This window comes from Pseudomonas sp. WC2, assembly GCF_050586545.1.
Classification (GTDB): domain Bacteria; phylum Pseudomonadota; class Gammaproteobacteria; order Pseudomonadales; family Pseudomonadaceae; genus Aquipseudomonas.
This window is the reverse complement of the sequence record NZ_JBOBDR010000027.1, coordinates 19,292-34,757: the sequence shown is the minus strand read 5'-3', so window position 1 is coordinate 34,757 and position 15,466 is coordinate 19,292. Positions and strand designations below refer to the sequence as shown.

Here is a 15,466-nt window from a genome sequence, read left to right as displayed (position 1 = left end):
ACTCTCCTTGGGTTCATCGGTTTTATAGTTTTTTCGGTGGGGGATTTGACCGCCCTGCGAACCACTGTAGATCATCATGGCGATTTGCTCCGGTCAACCGACCATGCTTTTGGCGAATGCCGATCCATAGCGCAGGCGTGCTTATAATGCGGGCGAATTGCACAGTGGAAAGTAAGACGGAGATGTCGGATGTTGCTACGTGGCCTGACCCTGCTGGTGCTGTTTCAATTGCTCGGCACCGCGCTCAATCACTTGCTGTTGCCGGTGCTGCCGGGGCCGATCATCGGCCTGCTGCTGTTGCTGATCTTCCTGATCGTGCGCGGTGAAGTCGGCGAGCCGCTGAACCTTGCGGCCGGCAGCCTGCTGCGTTATCTGCCGTTGCTGCTGGTGCCGCCGGCGGTGGGCGTGATGGTGTATGCGAGCGACATTGCCGCCGATTTCTGGGCAATTGTCGGCGCGTTGGTGTTGTCGCTGATCCTGTCGATGGCCTTCGCCGGCGTGCTGATGCAGCGCCTGGTCAAGCGCCACGCGCCGTCGTCGCCGGAGGAGTCCTGATGCTCTTTGATTGGCAGGGCGCCTGGGCCTCCGTTATCCACCACCCATTGTTCGGCATCGGCATCACCCTCGGCGCCTATCAGCTGGTGCTGGCGGCGTTCGAGAAAACCCGCTGGATCTTTCTGCAACCGGTGCTGGTCTCCATGCTGTTGGTGATCGGTGTGTTGGTCGGTTGCGGCCTGACTTACGCCGAGTACCGCAAGAGCACCGAGATCCTCAGCATTCTGCTCGGCCCGGCGACCGTCGCACTGGCCGTGCCGCTGTATCTCAACCTGCGACGTATTCGGCAATTGTTCTGGCCGATTTTTACTACGCTGGTGATAGGCGGGGTGGTCGCCACGGGCATGGGCGTGTTGCTGGGCTGGTGGTTCGGTGCCGAGCACATGATCCTGATGACCATGGCGCCGAAATCGGTGACCTCACCGATTGCCATGCTGGTCGCCGAGCAGATCGGTGGTGTTGCAGCATTGGCGGCGGTGTTCGTGTTGATCACCGGAGTGATCGGCGCGATCTTCGGCCCGGCCCTGCTGACGCGCCTCGGCGTGCACAGCCCCGAGGCGCGCGGCATGGCGCTGGGCATGACTGCGCACGCGGTGGGCACTTCGGTGGCGCTGCAGGAAAGTGATGAGTGCGGTGCCTTCGCGGCGCTGGCGATGAGTCTGATGGGCGTGGCCACGGCGGTGTTCCTGCCGTTGGCGGTGTCGATGGTGGTGTAAGGAAATGTCTATGAGTCTGCCGCTTTTCCCGCTGAACACAGTGCTGTTTCCCGGCTGCAATCTGGATTTGCAGATCTTCGAAGCGCGCTACCTCGACATGATTGGCCGCTGCATGAAACAAGGTGGTGGCTTCGGCGTCGTGTGCATCCTTGAGGGCAGCGAAGTCGGCCTCGCCCCGGAAGGTTTCGCGCTGGTGGGCTGCGAAGCGCGGATCACTGATTTCCAGCAGCAGGATAACGGTCTGCTGGGGATTCGTGTGCAGGGCGGGCGTCGCTTCAATGTGTTGCGCACCGAAGTGCAACGCGATCAGTTGATCCTCGCCGACGTCGAGTGGCTCGACGAAGAGCCCGAGCAACCGCTGCAGGACGAAGACGCCGATCTGGTCGCGCTGCTCAAGGCCTTGGCCGAGCACCCGATGGTCGAGGCGTTGAACATGGGCACCGACGCGGTTGGCCAGCAATCGCTGGCCAACCAGTTGGCGTACCTGCTGCCGTTCGCTGAGGAAGACAAGATCGACCTGCTGCAACTCGACGATCCACAGCAGCGGCTGGATGCGATCCAGGCGCTGCTCGACGAGTTGCAGGGCGAGTTGTTTGCCTGATAGCGTCTGGCGCCGGGCGTGCAATCAATGCGTGCGCGAGTCGATCCTCTCTGGGAAGACGACGTCGTCGGCAAACGCATCCGGGCTCAGCCTGAGAATCGGCTTGCCGGCGCGGTCCAGTGATTCGATCAGATCATCGTATTCAAACTTGTTGCGCTGACCCTCGTGGGTGCGCGTCTCGATATCGGCGCCGGTGTCTCCTGCGTGAGCAGCAATGTCCTTGATGTTGGCCGCTTTGGTGCGGCTTGAGTTCAGCAGCCAGAGCCGGTCGGCGGGAATGCCGTCGTCTTTCGGTACGGACAGATGCACCTCCAGGTCGTCATCCGGAAGCCAGGAATCCTTGCTGCCGCCCTTCGCGTTGAAAACGCTGTTCTCGTCGCGCAACACCACTTCCATGCCGCGGCTGTCGATGACGTAAACGAAATTGACCTGCTGCTTGTGGCGGATCATGGCGGTGTTGTCATCCGAGCCGGAGGTCTGCGAGGACATCGAGCTGTCGTCATCCGATGACGCGGAATCATCGTCGGATCTATTCGGATCTCGCACTGGACGAAGGTCGGTCTGGTAGTTGTATTTCAAGTATTCGGCAGGCGGCGCCCAGTTGTAGCCATAATTGGCGAGGTGGTTGTGCGCCAGGCTCAATGTCGCGCTCATGGGGGTGCCCGTTGTCGACCCGTCGGTGTGTTTCATTCGCGGCAGCATTACGCCGTCCCTGCTCAGCTCGAACAACGTGCGGTCATCGACCCTGAACAGCGCGGGAATATCGCTGCGATAAAGCAAGCCGTTGACGTTGCGACGGTAGCCCAGCGAGTCCAGAAACCCCTGCAGAAACCCGGAACTGACGCTGTCCTCAAAGCCGTCGAAGGTTTTCCAATCGTAGGTTTCATTGCGGATCGAGCGGATCAGCGGCGCGATTTCCTGTTGCAGCTGGACGAAGCGCTGCGGGTTGGCCGGATCTTCGGATTGCCGTTGATGCTGCTGCACCCAAGAAGGGAGTTGCAGGTTCGCGGTCAAATCCTGGAGCAGGCGCACGTGCTGCTGCGGCGACAGGTTGTAAGCACGCAACAGTTGCCGGCGTTCTTCAGGTGTTGCCTGCGGGTGCAGTCGTTTGAACGCGCCTTCGAGCAGCGCGGTTCTGGCGCGGATGGCGGTCGGTCGGGTGGTGGTCCAGGTGGCAGCGTCGTAGTTTTTATACAGCGCGGGCCCCGGCGGTAATTTTTTCAGAAAGTCCGTCGCGCGATACGCACCGATGCTGGTATCGAACTCAACGTGCACGGTGCCGCCCTGTTCCAGGTCGACGAACTTGCGTGACACGATGTAGCGAAGGCCTTCGGGATTGGCCATTTGCATACCGCGCAGCATTGCGGGTTTCAAAAGGTAGCTGGCGAGTTCGCCGCTGTCGGGTTGCGGGGTGTGCACGCTCGGCAGGTCGACGACTTCGATCGTCGATGTACCCATGTGAGCCTCTACATCTGTTACCGCGCCGGTCGTGTCCAGATGGGGCATGCCCTCACGTGGCAAAACTGCGGCACCGCCGAGCGGAGGGCGCAACAGCGGCAGGTCATTCGCAGAATCCCGAGGGGAGGTTGTATCGGGTATGTCGAGTTTGGGGCGCTTCGGGGCAGGTGGCTTGGGTCGCATGGCGTCATTCCTTGACGGTCGGGTCGATTGTTTTCGATGTTGAATCGGCGGGCTTTTGCAGTGCTGGGGGCTTGCCGATGTTCAGGTCCTGAAGCAGCACAGTGCGCGCCGGATGCTGAGTGACATGCCAGGTTTTGCTGCTCGCGTTGTAGTGGATTTTTTCCGAGGGGGTGGCTGTCAGGTACAGGTTATCCACCGGGGTTTCTTCACTTTCCAGCTCTTCTGCCAGGTGGTGACGATTGATCTCCTCGGCGATGGCTGCGACCGACGAATAGACAGTGGCATCCATCGAAAAAAGACTGATCGTCTCGAACAGATTGTTGACCCTGTAGCGGTGTCCGGAGGCGAGGCAGACATCCACGGTTTCAATCGGCAACTCAGGGTCGTCACTGTCCGGCAGGTAAACATGAATACTGTTGATCTTGAGCAAACTGCCGGTGATGCTCAGTTGACTTCGCAGCACCGGCTTTTCAAGTTGTGCGGTGTAGATGACCCAGTTGGAAGAGCCATAAGTGCGGGCGTCTTTTTCAGCGGTCGATAAGTGAATGGAAATATTGCTGCTCGGGTAAATCTCGTAATGCGCTGAACGACCTTCCAGGTAATAGTCGCTGGCGTGGCTCATGTTTTTGAAGTCGATACGCTGAGCGGTGTTTTTCAAGGTGATTTGCTTGATGCCGGGTTTGACGAACAGATATTTGCCGGCGCGTTCGTGCAAGGCAAAACGGCTCTCGACAACTTTAATACCTTGGGTCTGCGCATCATCCAGATAGGGGAGATTGGGGCAGTCAACTCGGTAGGAAACGCCGTCACGCATGACCAGAATAAATCCGTGCGTGGTAAACCAGCGGCCCATCCTGATGGATGGATAAGGCTCGTACGCGCCGTTCTTGAAACCCAGGAACATGCTGTTATCCAGCGACAGTACTGTTGCGCCACCCTTGAACAGAAGGGTGAGAGAAACATTCTTGTGAATGAGTTTTTTGTAGATGTGCTCGGGCACCATTTCGACATGGTAATGCGCACGAACTTCAGAAATATCCTGGCTGTCGTAATCGATGTAGACGGTACTCAAACGAACTTTGTCGTGTTTGCTGGCGTTCAAGGTCGCGATGGCGGTGTCCGCACTGATGTAATAAAACGAGTCCGCATCGGTGGGAACGGTCTGATAGTTGTTCAATACCGTGGGTGATGCCTTGGGAATGCCGGGGCTCAGCACTATTGTCTTGATGGAAAAGTTTTCGAGGTCTGCCGTTTCGCCCGGCAAGTCCGGCTGCAGGTAGTAGCCGTCTTGAGTGATGAAGGTCCATTTATCATTGCGCAGTGTGCGTTTGCCGTTGATGGTCTGGTAGGCGCCTTCGATCGTCAGTGTCCGGCGTGGTAGCCCTTGGGCATCGCCGCGCAATGATTCGATGATCAGTGCGTTGTCGCGAATCAGCCAGCTCTGTATGGACTCGAGTGAAACCCCCAGATACACCGTGCTGTGCTCCAGGCCCTCCTCGAAGAGCGAGACGTCGAGACTGTTGCCATTGATCAGAAAGGTGTCGTTGCCGCGTCCGCCATCGACGATGGCGCTGTGGCTATTGACGGAAATCTGGTCATCCCCGCCGCCAGCCTTGATGTAATCGTTGCCATTGACGCCGATTTCTTCCGCGTTGTCAGTTCCGTATACGCGGTTAGACCCGCGTTTCAATGTCTGAATTTTTTCAAAGGACTGGATTGTGGAGTGCACTGCGTCCTGTTCCGATGATTGCGAAGATCGCAGACTCAGCTTGCCCTTTGGCAGATCAACGATGAAGCCTTTGTAGGGCGGTTCTGTCGAACTGTAGTTACGTGGAACTTCGCCCTGTAGCCAAAGAAGATCCTTGCCGTCACCACCATGCAGCTTGCCGACTTCGATCACCGAGGGAGGTTTTTCGAGTTTCAGTGCCTCATGGGATTGCTGGAAAACAAAAGTGTCGTCGGCCCAACCACCCTGCAGGATTTTCTTGCCCGAGCCGTACATGAAGGTGTTGGGTTTGGCGCCTACCCCGGTGACATCGTCGTTGCCGCCACCCAGTTGCCACAAGATGCCCTTGGGGTTGTCCGGATCGATCTTGCCGAAGGTGATCTGCTCGTTGTCGGTCGGCAGACCGTACCAGCAGTTGTAGTTGTCGTCGGCGTCTTCCAGGGTTGGCGTGTTGACGGTGACGTAGGGGAGTTCACCGGCGGCCGGATCCCACGAGAATTTGGCGATCTGCTCGGATTTGAGCGACTTGTTGATTCGGCCGGTGACGATGGCTTCCATCGAATCTTTCAGCTCATTCTCAAGCCATTTGACGTTGCGCTTTTTGGTGGCTTTAAAGTTGTCGGCAAAGGTCTTTTCCAGTTTGTAACGGTCCATCACGTCCTGGTCCAGATCCTGCCCGGTGAACGCGAACCAGCCGGAACGCAGGTTTTCGTGGAACGTCAGTTCGATGTAATCGTCGATGTCATCGACGACGCGCGCGGCGGCGTAAATCTTCGCGCCCAGAATCATGATGGCAGCGGCGCCGAGGCCTACGGGGCCGGCGTAGGAAAACCCCGCCAGCGCGGCAACACCCAAGGCGAGCGACAGGCCGGCGCTGACCACGCTCATGGCGCCGGTCACGTACAGATCCTGCGCCTTCTTGCCTTCGGCGACGGCCGCTTCGCTGAACGATTTGACGGCGGTGTAGATATCAAAGGGCAGGGTCAGGACACTGGCGATCAACCCGGCGCCTCTGATCAATCGAAGGCCGGCGGTGGTTTTGCCGAATTGCTCGAAGGCCAGGGCACCGTTTCGAATCATGGCTTCGCCGGTTTTGCTCAGGGCGTATTCCAGACCCAGGGACGCGATCTCCGCCATACCGCCACCGGCGTTGAGCCCCGCTTCAACCCAGTCGCGATTTTTCAGTGCTTCCAGCGTTCCCCGGTAAGCGCTGTACAGACCAAACGCCTGCATCCCGGCCCCCATCGAGGTCATCGCGCGGCTTTTGGCCCGGTCGACCCAGCCCGGCATCTGATCAAGATGGGAGGCGTCGTGTATTTGCAGGCGTTGCACGGTGTTGAGGGTGTTGCTGATCTTGTCCATCTGCGCGGCGTTATCTCCCGCCGGCATTTTGCGCATCAGTGGGCCAGCGGTGTCGGAGCGCAGGGTGGCGAGTTCGAACATGAAGGTGGAGACGTTGTGGCTGTCTGCGTCGGCGGCCGAGATCATGCGTGCCGCGACCTTGGCCGGATCCAGCTCAAGTGCATCGTAAAAAGCTTGATCGGCAGTCTTGAAGTAAGTGTTGGCTGCGGTGATTTCCTGTCCGCTGATCTTGGCGCCGAGTACGTGGAGTTCTTCGCGGCTGACGGTGACCTGGCCAAATCGCAGGGAGCCGAAAAACTTATCGACGTCTTTCAGTTTCGGCATCTTGCCGGGAGGCAGTGAAGTGTCCATTGCGGGCGTTGTTTGCGCGGTGGCTTCGGTTGCGGCGCTTTCGCCTGACGCCACGATGTCAGTGATTTGCACCGCTTCGGCGAACAAGGTTTCTGACGTGTTTTCGAAAAATGGTTTTGCCACGTTTATTACTCTCTTCCGTGAGAATGATTTATAGGGTGAGCGCCATCAATGTCGCACGACAGGATATTAATGATCAGCCGCTTTTGTTTTGCAGGTTGTGTTGTTGTGTTTTGTAAGAATGATGTTTGTGGTGTTTGTTGTGCGCGCGATTAACTCGGTTGTAGGGTGAGTGATCACGGAAACTCGTCCGGGGTGACAACAAGGAAGTGTCAGTCAATGAATATATATGAAGATGAATGGGCGTTCTGGGACGATGTAGCCGGTAAATACCTGCTTAAACACGCGGGGACCAATAACAATGCGAATTATCTTATCGAGTCGGCAGGGGTATACGCGGATCTGATGGTGATTGAACGTCGTAAACGCAGGGTCGTACAGATCCCCAACGGTGAGTTGCCGCGTGTCTCGGCGACCGCCGCAAGTCTGGCCTCGCCTTTTCTGACGGAAAAACCCGTCTAGGTTATTTGTTATTTGTTATTTGTTATTTGTTGTTTCTTGGTTATTAAGTGTCAGGTGAAATCATGAGTATCAATTCAAATAATAACGTCTCGTTTTTGGCAAACCTTTTTCTTGACGGTCGTCCTGTCGTACTTAATCAACAGCGTTTGAAGTCGCGATTGCGCGATCCTCGATTGACTCGACGTGAACGTCTGGATACGGAAGTAAGTCTGGCCAGTGGAGACGGAGCGAACTTTCTGACATTGGCTGATCATGAAGATGACAAGCCTTTGCTGATGAAGTTTGTATCGATGGACGACGGCTATGCCGTGATGACAATCCTGAAGGGGGAGTATGACGAACGCTTTCTGAGCATCGCCCAAGGTGCGCGTCATGTGTTTGCAGGTAATGATCGAAACAGCCTGTTCAGTCTGTCCACCAGCAAAACCGCAGCAGCGAGTTTCACTGACCTGCAAAAAGGCCCGAGTTACGTTCACTTGGGTGTAGCCGGCCGATTGCTTTACCTGGGGCTCGAAGACGGCAAACACTATTTCAAGGATGCCGATCCCAATGCCACTGGGCACGACGCATTCAACGGAAAGCCAGCGGTGTTTGTGCTGAAAATCGTTGCTCAATCGTCCTGAACGCACGCAGTGCAAGGGGGGGAAGCGCTGCGTCCGGTTCAATCAATAGGCGTAGCGCGTCATCACGTGGGGCAAATAGCGCAACAGGAAGAAACCGAACAGGGCAACCAGCGCCGGCAACAGCAGCCACCAGACTTTCTGTGGCATGGCCACCAGTGGCTCGCGCCGCTGGCTGAGCCACAGACTAGCGGCGCAGACACAAGCCGCAAGCATCGCCCCGGCGAGAATGTCCGTCGGCCAGTGCGCGCCCAGATAGACCCGCGACAGGGCAATCGCCAGCGCCGGAATGCAGCCGACCAGCAGCCAGGTCAGGCGCATCCTCGGCGGTTGCCCGCGACCGGCCAGCACTGCCAGGGTCAGAAACAGCGCAAATGAGCCGGACGCATGGCCGCTGGGCATGCTGTAACTGGTCAGCGGTTCGGTCAGAACTTCCGGGCGCACCCGGGCGAAGAAGTATTTGGTGCCGGTGTTGGCCAGCGCCGTGACCAGCAGCGTGCTGCCGGCAAAGATAGCCTGACGCCATTGCCGGCACAGCAGCAAAATACCGGTCAGCAGGGCGCTGAACATGAACATGTTGCGAAATTCACCGATCAGGGTGAAGGCCACTGCCAGTTCGTCCAGCACCGGTTGGCGATGCTCCTGCACCAAGGTCATTACGCCTTGGTCGAGCGCGGTCAGGTACGGGTAGCCGATGAACAGGCCGATCAGGATCGCCAGGCTCATGCTGCTGATCCACACCGTCGCGCGACGGTGGCGACGCAGGCTGCTGTTGACGCTGAGGCCGACCATCACCGCGATGCTGGCGGCGACGATGCCGGCTTCAAGCCAGAAACCTTCCGGTAGCGGCAGACGAATCGCCGCTCCGGTCGCCCAGCCCGGCAGCAGATAAACGATGCTCCAGCCGGCGGCGGCCAGCAGGCTGACGGCGGCGAACCGCGGGAAAGGCATGTCGCACATGCCGGCAACCATCGGCAGCATCGGGCGCAACGGACCGATGAAGCGCCCGACCAGCAGGCTGGCGATGCCGTAGCGCTGGAAGTAGGTTTCCGCGCCAGCCATCCATTCCGGGTGATGCCGCAAGCCTGGCAGGCGCCGGATGTTCTGGTGGAAGTGGCGACCGAGGAAATACGAAATCACATCACCGAGAATTCCGCCCAGGAAACCCAGTAGCAGGGTTTCGCTCAACGACAGCGCGCCGCTGCCGGCCAGCACTGCCACGGCAAACAGCAACACCGTGCCGGGCACGATCAACCCGGCAATCGCCAGGCATTCGACAAACGCCACAATCAACACCGCAGCGGCCAGCCACTGCGGATTGGCGGCGAGCCACCCGGTTACGCTATCGAGCCATGGGCCCATAAAACCACTCCATCAAATCTTTAATTGGCACCTGTGGGAACGAGCCTGCTCGCGAAGAGGGCGTGTCAGAAACGAATTCGTTCAATGAAACACCGCATTCGCGAGCCGGCTCGCTCCCACCGGGGGATTCCATTTATTCCAGAACTGCTGTCATTTCAGGGCAACACCAAATAGTCGCGGCCTTCGACCTGACCGCGGCGCAACGGGTTCCGCGTGCACCATTGTGCATAAGCAGCATCCACGAAGCGGTACATCAGGTGTTCGTCACGGCCATGGGGAATGCCCAGACGCGTAGTTTGAATAATGTGCGTGGGCGCCGGACCTGTGTCCTCAACCAGAATCAATTCATGGTCGAAACGCTTGGCGTCCCACATCGGCACCTTCAGGCCCAGCGCCTTGCACAATAGCGTTTGCCCGGCGCAGAGCTTCTGCGACGGCCGCGCGCGACCTTGAGCGTCCGGATTGTTCAACAGCATTTGCGCCAGACTCGCCGGGCCGCTGACTTCATCGACCCACGGATAGGCCGATTTGATCAGCACCGCATTGCCCGGCCCCTGCGCGCTGAAGTTAAGCGAGTCGCCGCCACGGGCGTAATACATATAGATGTGGCCGCCATCCAGAAACAAAGCCTTACGCTTTTCCGTGTAGCCAAGGGAGGCGTGGCTGCCTTTTTCCGCGCAGTAATAAGCTTCGGTTTCGATGATCCGCGCGCTCAGCCACAGATCGCCGACCCGGTGGCGGATGACTTTGCCGAGCAGATCCTTGGCCAACACTTGGGCATCACGGTCGAAAAAAGCGTCCGGAAGCCCCTGCGGCGGGTGCTCGGCGTGGTTGCGAACAGTCAGAGTGGACATGGCAAACGTGGTTTATCCAGGCTGCAGAGGTGGTGATGATAACAATGCGCAGCTTAATTACGTCTGAACGTCGGCGATTCACGGCTGATTTTGACCATCCGCCCGTCACCGCTGTTAGTCCCGGGACGCGACAGCTATAATCTGCCGCTTTCCTCTTTGCCAAGACCCCAGCAGACCATGACTGAGTCCGTTCTTGACTACATGACCCGATTGGGTCGCGCCGCCCGCGAAGCCTCCCGGGTCATCGGCCGTGCCAGCACCGCGCAGAAAAACCGCGCCTTGCAGGCCGCTGCCAATGCCTTGGACGCTGCGCGTGCCGAGCTTGCTGCAGCCAATGAACAGGATCTGGCCGCCGGTCGCGCCAATGGTCTGGAGCCAGCATTGCTGGAGCGTCTGGAACTGACCCCGGCGCGCATCGACGGCATGATCGTCGGTCTGCGTCAGGTGGCTGCGCTGCCGGACCCGGTCGGTGCGATACGTGACATGAGCTTCCGTCCGTCGGGCATTCAGGTCGGCAAGATGCGCGTGCCGCTGGGCGTGATCGGGATCATCTACGAATCCCGGCCGAACGTGACCATCGATGCAGCGAGCCTGTGCCTGAAGTCCGGTAATGCGACCATTCTGCGCGGTGGCTCCGAGGCGATTCACTCCAACCGCGCGATTGCCGCGTGCATTCAACGCGGTCTGGCCGAGGCTGAATTGCCCGCCGCCGTGGTGCAAGTGGTTGAAACCACCGACCGCGCCGCCGTTGGCGCGATGATCACCATGCCCGAGTACGTCGATGTGATCGTGCCGCGCGGTGGCCGTGGCCTGATCGAGCGCATCAGCCGCGACGCCCGCGTGCCGGTGATCAAACACCTCGATGGCATCTGCCACGTTTACGTCAGTGCCCACGCCGATCTGCCGAAAGCCCAGCGCATCGCCTTCAACGCCAAGACTTATCGCTACGGCATTTGCGGTGCGATGGAGACCTTGCTGGTCGATCAAACTGTTGCGAAGGATTTCCTGCCGTCGATGGCGGCGCAGTTCCGCGAAAAAGGCGTTGAACTGCGTGGCTGCGAGCGCACCCGGGCGATCATCGATGCCGTTGCCGCCAGCGATGAAGACTGGGGCACCGAGTATCTGGCGCCGATTCTGTCGATCCGCGTGGTCGACGGTCTGGACCAGGCGATCGAGCACATCAACCATTACGGCTCTCATCACACTGATTCGATTGTCAGCGAAAACCTCGCCGACACCCGTCGTTTTGTCGCGGAAGTCGACTCGGCGTCGGTGATGATCAACACCCCGACGTGCTTCGCCGATGGATTTGAATACGGATTGGGTGCCGAGATCGGCATTTCTACTGATAAGCTGCACGCCCGCGGCCCGGTCGGCCTGGAAGGATTGACCTGCGAGAAGTATGTCGTGGTCGGTGATGGCCAGTTGCGCGGCCAGGCGACGATCTGACTTGACCGACCTCGACCTGACAGCGCCGGCACCCGGCAGCGAAGTCCGACCTCGACGCATTGGCGTCCTGGGCGGCACGTTCGATCCGGTGCACATCGGCCATTTGCGCGGTGGGCTGGAAGTCGCCGAAGCGCTGGCGCTCGATGAGCTGCGCCTGACGCCGAACGCGCGGCCACCGCATCGCGATACGCCGCAGGTGTCGGCGCAGGATCGGCTGGCGATGGTCGAGTGCGCGGTGGCCGGAGTGCCGCCGCTGGTGGTGGACGCCCGCGAACTGCAGCGGGACAAACCGTCCTACACCATTGATACCCTGGAGTTGATGCGCGCCGAAATGCCCGCAGACACCCAGGTTTTTCTGCTTTTGGGCTGGGACGCATTTTGCGGCCTGCCCACTTGGCACCGCTGGGAAGAGTTGCTCCAGCATTGCCACATCCTGGTGCTACAGCGCCCGGACGCCGACAGCGAACCGCCGGATGCCTTGCGCAACCTGCTGGCAGCGCGTTCGGTGAGCGACCCGCTGGCCCTGAAGGGGCCGAGCGGACAGATTGCATTCGTCTGGCAGACACCGCTCGCGGTTTCCGCCACCCAGATCCGTCAACTGCTGGCCAGCGGTAAGTCGGTACGTTTCCTGGTGCCCGACGCGGTCCTGGCCTACATCGATGCGCACGGTCTTTACCGTGCGTCGAACTGAACAAGGCGTGCTTCACTGATACGAATCACCGTATCCCCAAGCCGCCGAATATATGAGCAAAACGAGTTTTATATGACTGACAAAGACCAAACCAAAGTAAAGCGCAAAGGCACATTCAAGAGCGCTCCGCTGCCAGAACCGGTCAACACCAACGAGCCGCTGAAGGGCGACGAACTGGTCAAACTGGCCGTCGCTGCGCTGGAAGACGTCAAGGCACAAGACATTCAGATCATCGATGTTCGCGACAAGCAGAGCATCACTGACTACATGATCATCGCCACCGGTACGTCCAACCGCCAGATCAACGCGATGCTCGACAAGGTTCGCGAAGAAGTCAAAAAGCAGGGCGCCAAGCCCCTGGGCGAAGAAGGCAAGGGCGACAGCGACTGGGTTCTCTTGGACCTGGACCTGGTAATCGTGCACATGATGACCGCCTCGGCACGTCAGTTCTACGACCTGGAACGCCTGTGGGCCGGTGCCGAGCAAAGCCGTGCGGCCGACGCCAAGCATCACAGCCCGGAAAACACCCACGAGCATTTCACCAAGCTCAACAAAGACCAGCTGTAAGGGATTGCTGTGCGACTGCGCCTGATCGCCGTCGGTTCACGCATGCCCAAGTGGGTGGAAGAAGGCTGGCATGAATATGCCAAGCGTCTTCCGTCCGAGCTGGCGCTGGAACTGGTGGAAATACCGCTCAATACCCGTGGCAAAAATGCCGACGTGGCCCGATTCATCCGCCAGGAAGGCGAAGCCATGCTGGCCAAGGTCGGGCAGAACGAGCGGATCGTCACGCTGGAAGTCCACGGCAAACCCTGGAGCACCGAGCAGCTTGCGGTCGAACTGGACCGTTGGCGGCTGGATTCGCGCACGGTCAACTTCATGGTTGGGGGCCCGGAAGGGCTGGCGCCGGAAGTCTGTGCCCGCGCCGATCAGCGCTGGTCGTTGTCGCCGCTGACGTTGCCGCACCCGCTGGTGCGGATCCTGATCGGCGAACAGTTGTATCGTGCCTGGACCGTGCTGTCCGGTCACCCTTACCACAAGTAATCCTGCCCTCATGTCTCAGCCGATCCGCATCAAGGACCACGAAAAGGACGCACGCCTGGTGCGTAGCCGCGTCGTGTTCGGGGCCATTGCGATCATGCTGTTGATCGGCGTGCTGATCGCGCGGCTGTATTACTTGCAGGTGATCCAGTACGAGTACCACTCGACACTGTCGGAGAACAATCGCGTCCACGTGCAGCCGATTCCGCCGACCCGCGGGCTGATTTTCGACCGCAACGGCGTGGTGGTGGCGGACAACCGTCCAAGCTTCAGCCTGAGCATGACCCGCGAACGCTCCGGCGACTGGCAGCAAGTGCTCGACGTCATCGTCGAAGTGCTGGAGCTGACGCCCGAGGACCGGGTGATCTTCGAGAAACGCATGCGTCAGGGGCGCCGGCCGTTCGAGCCGGTGCCGATCCTGTTCGAGCTGACCGAAGAGCAGATCGCCCGCATCGCGGTGAACCAGTTCCGCCTGCCAGGCGTGGAAGTGGTCGCGCAGCTGGTCCGTCACTACCCGCAGGGTGCGCATTTTGCGCACTCGGTGGGCTACATGGGACGGATCAACGAAAAAGAGCTGAAGAGCCTCGATCCGGTCAACTACAGCGGCACCCACCACATCGGCAAAACCGGCATCGAGCGTTTCTACGAGCCGGAATTGCACGGTCAGGTCGGTTACGAAGAAGTCGAAACCAACGCTCGTGGCCGCGTCTTGCGTGTGCTCAAACGCACTGACCCGATTCCGGGCAAGGACATTGTCCTCAGCCTCGACATCAAGTTGCAGGAAGCGGCCGAGGCGGCGCTGGGCGGCCGCCGTGGGGCAGTGGTGGCGCTCGATCCGAAGACCGGTGAAGTGCTGGCGATGGTCAGCCAGCCGAGCTTCGACCCGAACCTGTTCGTCACCGGTATCAGCTTCAAGGCCTACGCCGAGTTGCGCGATTCCATTGACCGGCCACTGTTCAACCGCGTGCTGCGCGGTCTGTACCCGCCGGGCTCGACGATCAAACCGGCGGTGGCGATTGCCGGTCTCGATTCTGGCGTAGTCACGGCTTCGAGCCGGGTGTTCGACCCGGGCTACTACATGCTGCCCAACTACGATCACAAATACCGCAACTGGAACCGCACCGGTGACGGCTTCGTCGACCTCGACACGGCGATCATGCGGTCCAACGACACCTACTTCTATGACCTGGCACACAAGCTCGGCATCGATCGGTTGTCGACCTACATGAACAAGTTCGGCATCGGCCAGAAGGTCTCGCTGGACATGTTCGAAGAATCCCCCGGCCTGATGCCGTCCCGCGAATGGAAGCGGGCGACGCGCAAACAGGCGTGGTTCCCCGGCGAAACCCTGATCCTCGGGATCGGCCAGGGCTATATGCAATCGACCCCGCTGCAACTGGCCCAGGCCACAGCGCTGGTTGCCAACAAAGGCATCTGGAACCGTCCGCACCTGGCCAAATCCCTCGAAGGGGTGAAGCCGGTGGATGAAAACCCGATGCCGGACATTATCCTGCGTGATCCGTCGGACTGGACCAAGGTCAACCACGGCATGCAGCAGGTAATGCACGGTGCACGTGGCACCGCGCGCAAAGCCGCCATCGGTGCGCAATACCGCATCGCCGGCAAGTCGGGTACCGCGCAGGTGGTCGCGATCAAGCAGGGCGAGAAGTACGACCGCTCCAAGGTGCAGGAACGCCATCGTGACCACGCCTTGTTCGTCGGTTTCGCCCCGGCCGATGACCCGCGCATCGTGGTCTCGGTGATGGTCGAGAACGGTGAGTCCGGTTCCGGCGTCGCCGCGCCCGTGGTGCGTCAGGTCATGGACGCCTGGCTGCTCGATCAGGACGGACGTTTGAAGGCCGAATACGCCAGCCCAATCAGTGCGGAGGCTACGGCCCGTGATGAATAATTTTGA

The 15,466-nt window shown here is 59.5% G+C and carries 14 protein-coding genes; 10 read left to right on the top strand and 4 right to left on the bottom strand.

Annotation, left to right across the window (positions count from 1 at the left end):
* Positions 1 to 189: 189 nt before the first annotated feature.
* Genes ACQ4OE_RS25180 through ACQ4OE_RS25170 form a run of 3 tightly spaced genes read left to right on the top strand, consistent with a single transcriptional unit; the run spans position 190 to position 1,872 of the window.
* Entirely contained in the window at positions 190 to 555 is a 366-nt protein-coding gene (locus tag ACQ4OE_RS25180) for a CidA/LrgA family protein (RefSeq protein WP_122592683.1), read from the top strand.
* Positions 555 to 1,271, top strand: coding sequence for an LrgB family protein (locus ACQ4OE_RS25175; RefSeq protein WP_053124192.1), 717 nt, complete (start codon positions 555 to 557; stop codon positions 1,269 to 1,271). Before ACQ4OE_RS25180 ends, ACQ4OE_RS25175 begins: the two co-directional genes overlap by 1 nt.
* A gap of 10 nt (positions 1,272 to 1,281) precedes the next feature.
* A complete protein-coding gene (locus ACQ4OE_RS25170) occupies positions 1,282 to 1,872 on the top strand; it encodes an LON peptidase substrate-binding domain-containing protein (RefSeq protein ID WP_122592684.1) in 591 nt (196 codons plus the stop codon).
* Between the two features lie 24 nt (positions 1,873 to 1,896).
* Here ACQ4OE_RS25170 and ACQ4OE_RS25165 read toward each other — a convergent pair whose 3' ends face one another.
* Positions 1,897 to 3,513: a hypothetical protein gene (locus ACQ4OE_RS25165; RefSeq protein ID WP_430948275.1), complete on the bottom strand. Its 1,617-nt coding sequence runs from the start codon at positions 3,511 to 3,513 to the stop codon at positions 1,897 to 1,899.
* A 4-nt stretch (positions 3,514 to 3,517) separates the two neighbouring features.
* On the bottom strand, positions 3,518 to 7,075 hold the full coding sequence (locus ACQ4OE_RS25160; RefSeq protein WP_430948274.1) for a calcium-binding protein: 3,558 nt from the start codon (positions 7,073 to 7,075) through the stop codon (positions 3,518 to 3,520).
* 216 nt (positions 7,076 to 7,291) lie between these two features.
* Here ACQ4OE_RS25160 and ACQ4OE_RS25155 point away from each other — a divergent pair, with 216 nt between their 5' ends.
* Positions 7,292 to 7,534, top strand: a complete 243-nt coding sequence (locus ACQ4OE_RS25155; RefSeq protein WP_430948273.1) for a hypothetical protein — start codon at positions 7,292 to 7,294, stop codon at positions 7,532 to 7,534.
* A gap of 62 nt (positions 7,535 to 7,596) precedes the next feature.
* A complete protein-coding gene (locus tag ACQ4OE_RS25150) occupies positions 7,597 to 8,157 on the top strand; it encodes a hypothetical protein (protein WP_430948272.1) in 561 nt (186 codons plus the stop codon).
* Between the two features lie 42 nt (positions 8,158 to 8,199).
* Here the strand turns inward: ACQ4OE_RS25150 and ACQ4OE_RS25145 are convergent, their stop codons facing one another.
* Both ACQ4OE_RS25145 and ACQ4OE_RS25140 read right to left on the bottom strand, forming a co-directional pair.
* Positions 8,200 to 9,516: a bifunctional DedA family/phosphatase PAP2 family protein gene (locus ACQ4OE_RS25145; RefSeq protein ID WP_430948271.1), complete on the bottom strand. Its 1,317-nt coding sequence runs from the start codon at positions 9,514 to 9,516 to the stop codon at positions 8,200 to 8,202.
* 155 nt (positions 9,517 to 9,671) lie between these two features.
* Positions 9,672 to 10,370, bottom strand: coding sequence for a DNA-3-methyladenine glycosylase (locus ACQ4OE_RS25140; RefSeq protein WP_430948270.1), 699 nt, complete (start codon positions 10,368 to 10,370; stop codon positions 9,672 to 9,674).
* Between the two features lie 177 nt (positions 10,371 to 10,547).
* On the opposite strand from ACQ4OE_RS25140, the gene ACQ4OE_RS25135 reads away from it, so the two are divergent.
* From ACQ4OE_RS25135 to mrdA, 5 genes are all read left to right on the top strand, one after another.
* The gene (locus tag ACQ4OE_RS25135; RefSeq protein WP_430948269.1) at positions 10,548 to 11,819 is read left to right on the top strand and encodes a glutamate-5-semialdehyde dehydrogenase; all 1,272 of its coding nucleotides are present in this window, start codon (positions 10,548 to 10,550) and stop codon (positions 11,817 to 11,819) included.
* Positions 11,788 to 12,510 carry a nicotinate-nucleotide adenylyltransferase gene (gene nadD, locus ACQ4OE_RS25130; RefSeq protein WP_430948306.1) on the top strand — a complete coding sequence of 241 codons (723 nt, stop codon included), beginning with the start codon at positions 11,788 to 11,790 and terminating at the stop codon, positions 12,508 to 12,510. Before ACQ4OE_RS25135 ends, nadD begins: the two co-directional genes overlap by 32 nt.
* Positions 12,511 to 12,582: 72 nt before the next feature.
* Entirely contained in the window at positions 12,583 to 13,077 is a 495-nt protein-coding gene (rsfS, locus tag ACQ4OE_RS25125; protein ID WP_016986117.1) for a ribosome silencing factor, read from the top strand.
* 9 nt (positions 13,078 to 13,086) lie between these two features.
* Positions 13,087 to 13,554, top strand: coding sequence for a 23S rRNA (pseudouridine(1915)-N(3))-methyltransferase RlmH (rlmH, locus tag ACQ4OE_RS25120; protein ID WP_009051038.1), 468 nt, complete (start codon positions 13,087 to 13,089; stop codon positions 13,552 to 13,554).
* Positions 13,555 to 13,564: 10 nt separating this feature from the next.
* On the top strand, positions 13,565 to 15,460 hold the full coding sequence (gene mrdA, locus ACQ4OE_RS25115) for a penicillin-binding protein 2 (protein WP_430948268.1): 1,896 nt from the start codon (positions 13,565 to 13,567) through the stop codon (positions 15,458 to 15,460).
* Positions 15,461 to 15,466 lie beyond the last annotated feature (6 nt).

What these genes read in the sequence shown, in the direction of transcription:
- ACQ4OE_RS25180 (WP_122592683.1), top strand. Translation starts at nt 190, where the DNA reads ATGTTGCTACGTGGCCTGACCCTGCTGGTGCTGTTTCAATTGCTCGGC.
- ACQ4OE_RS25175 (WP_053124192.1), top strand. Translation starts at nt 555, where the DNA reads ATGCTCTTTGATTGGCAGGGCGCCTGGGCCTCCGTTATCCACCACCCA.
- ACQ4OE_RS25170 (WP_122592684.1), top strand. Translation starts at nt 1,282, where the DNA reads ATGAGTCTGCCGCTTTTCCCGCTGAACACAGTGCTGTTTCCCGGCTGC.
- ACQ4OE_RS25165 (WP_430948275.1), bottom strand. Translation starts at nt 3,513, where the DNA reads ATGCGACCCAAGCCACCTGCCCCGAAGCGCCCCAAACTCGACATACCC.
- ACQ4OE_RS25155 (WP_430948273.1), top strand. Translation starts at nt 7,292, where the DNA reads ATGAATATATATGAAGATGAATGGGCGTTCTGGGACGATGTAGCCGGT.
- ACQ4OE_RS25150 (WP_430948272.1), top strand. Translation starts at nt 7,597, where the DNA reads ATGAGTATCAATTCAAATAATAACGTCTCGTTTTTGGCAAACCTTTTT.
- ACQ4OE_RS25145 (WP_430948271.1), bottom strand. Translation starts at nt 9,516, where the DNA reads ATGGGCCCATGGCTCGATAGCGTAACCGGGTGGCTCGCCGCCAATCCG.
- ACQ4OE_RS25140 (WP_430948270.1), bottom strand. Translation starts at nt 10,370, where the DNA reads ATGTCCACTCTGACTGTTCGCAACCACGCCGAGCACCCGCCGCAGGGG.
- ACQ4OE_RS25135 (WP_430948269.1), top strand. Translation starts at nt 10,548, where the DNA reads ATGACTGAGTCCGTTCTTGACTACATGACCCGATTGGGTCGCGCCGCC.
- nadD (WP_430948306.1), top strand. Translation starts at nt 11,788, where the DNA reads ATGGCCAGTTGCGCGGCCAGGCGACGATCTGACTTGACCGACCTCGAC.
- rsfS (WP_016986117.1), top strand. Translation starts at nt 12,583, where the DNA reads ATGACTGACAAAGACCAAACCAAAGTAAAGCGCAAAGGCACATTCAAG.
- mrdA (WP_430948268.1), top strand. Translation starts at nt 13,565, where the DNA reads ATGTCTCAGCCGATCCGCATCAAGGACCACGAAAAGGACGCACGCCTG.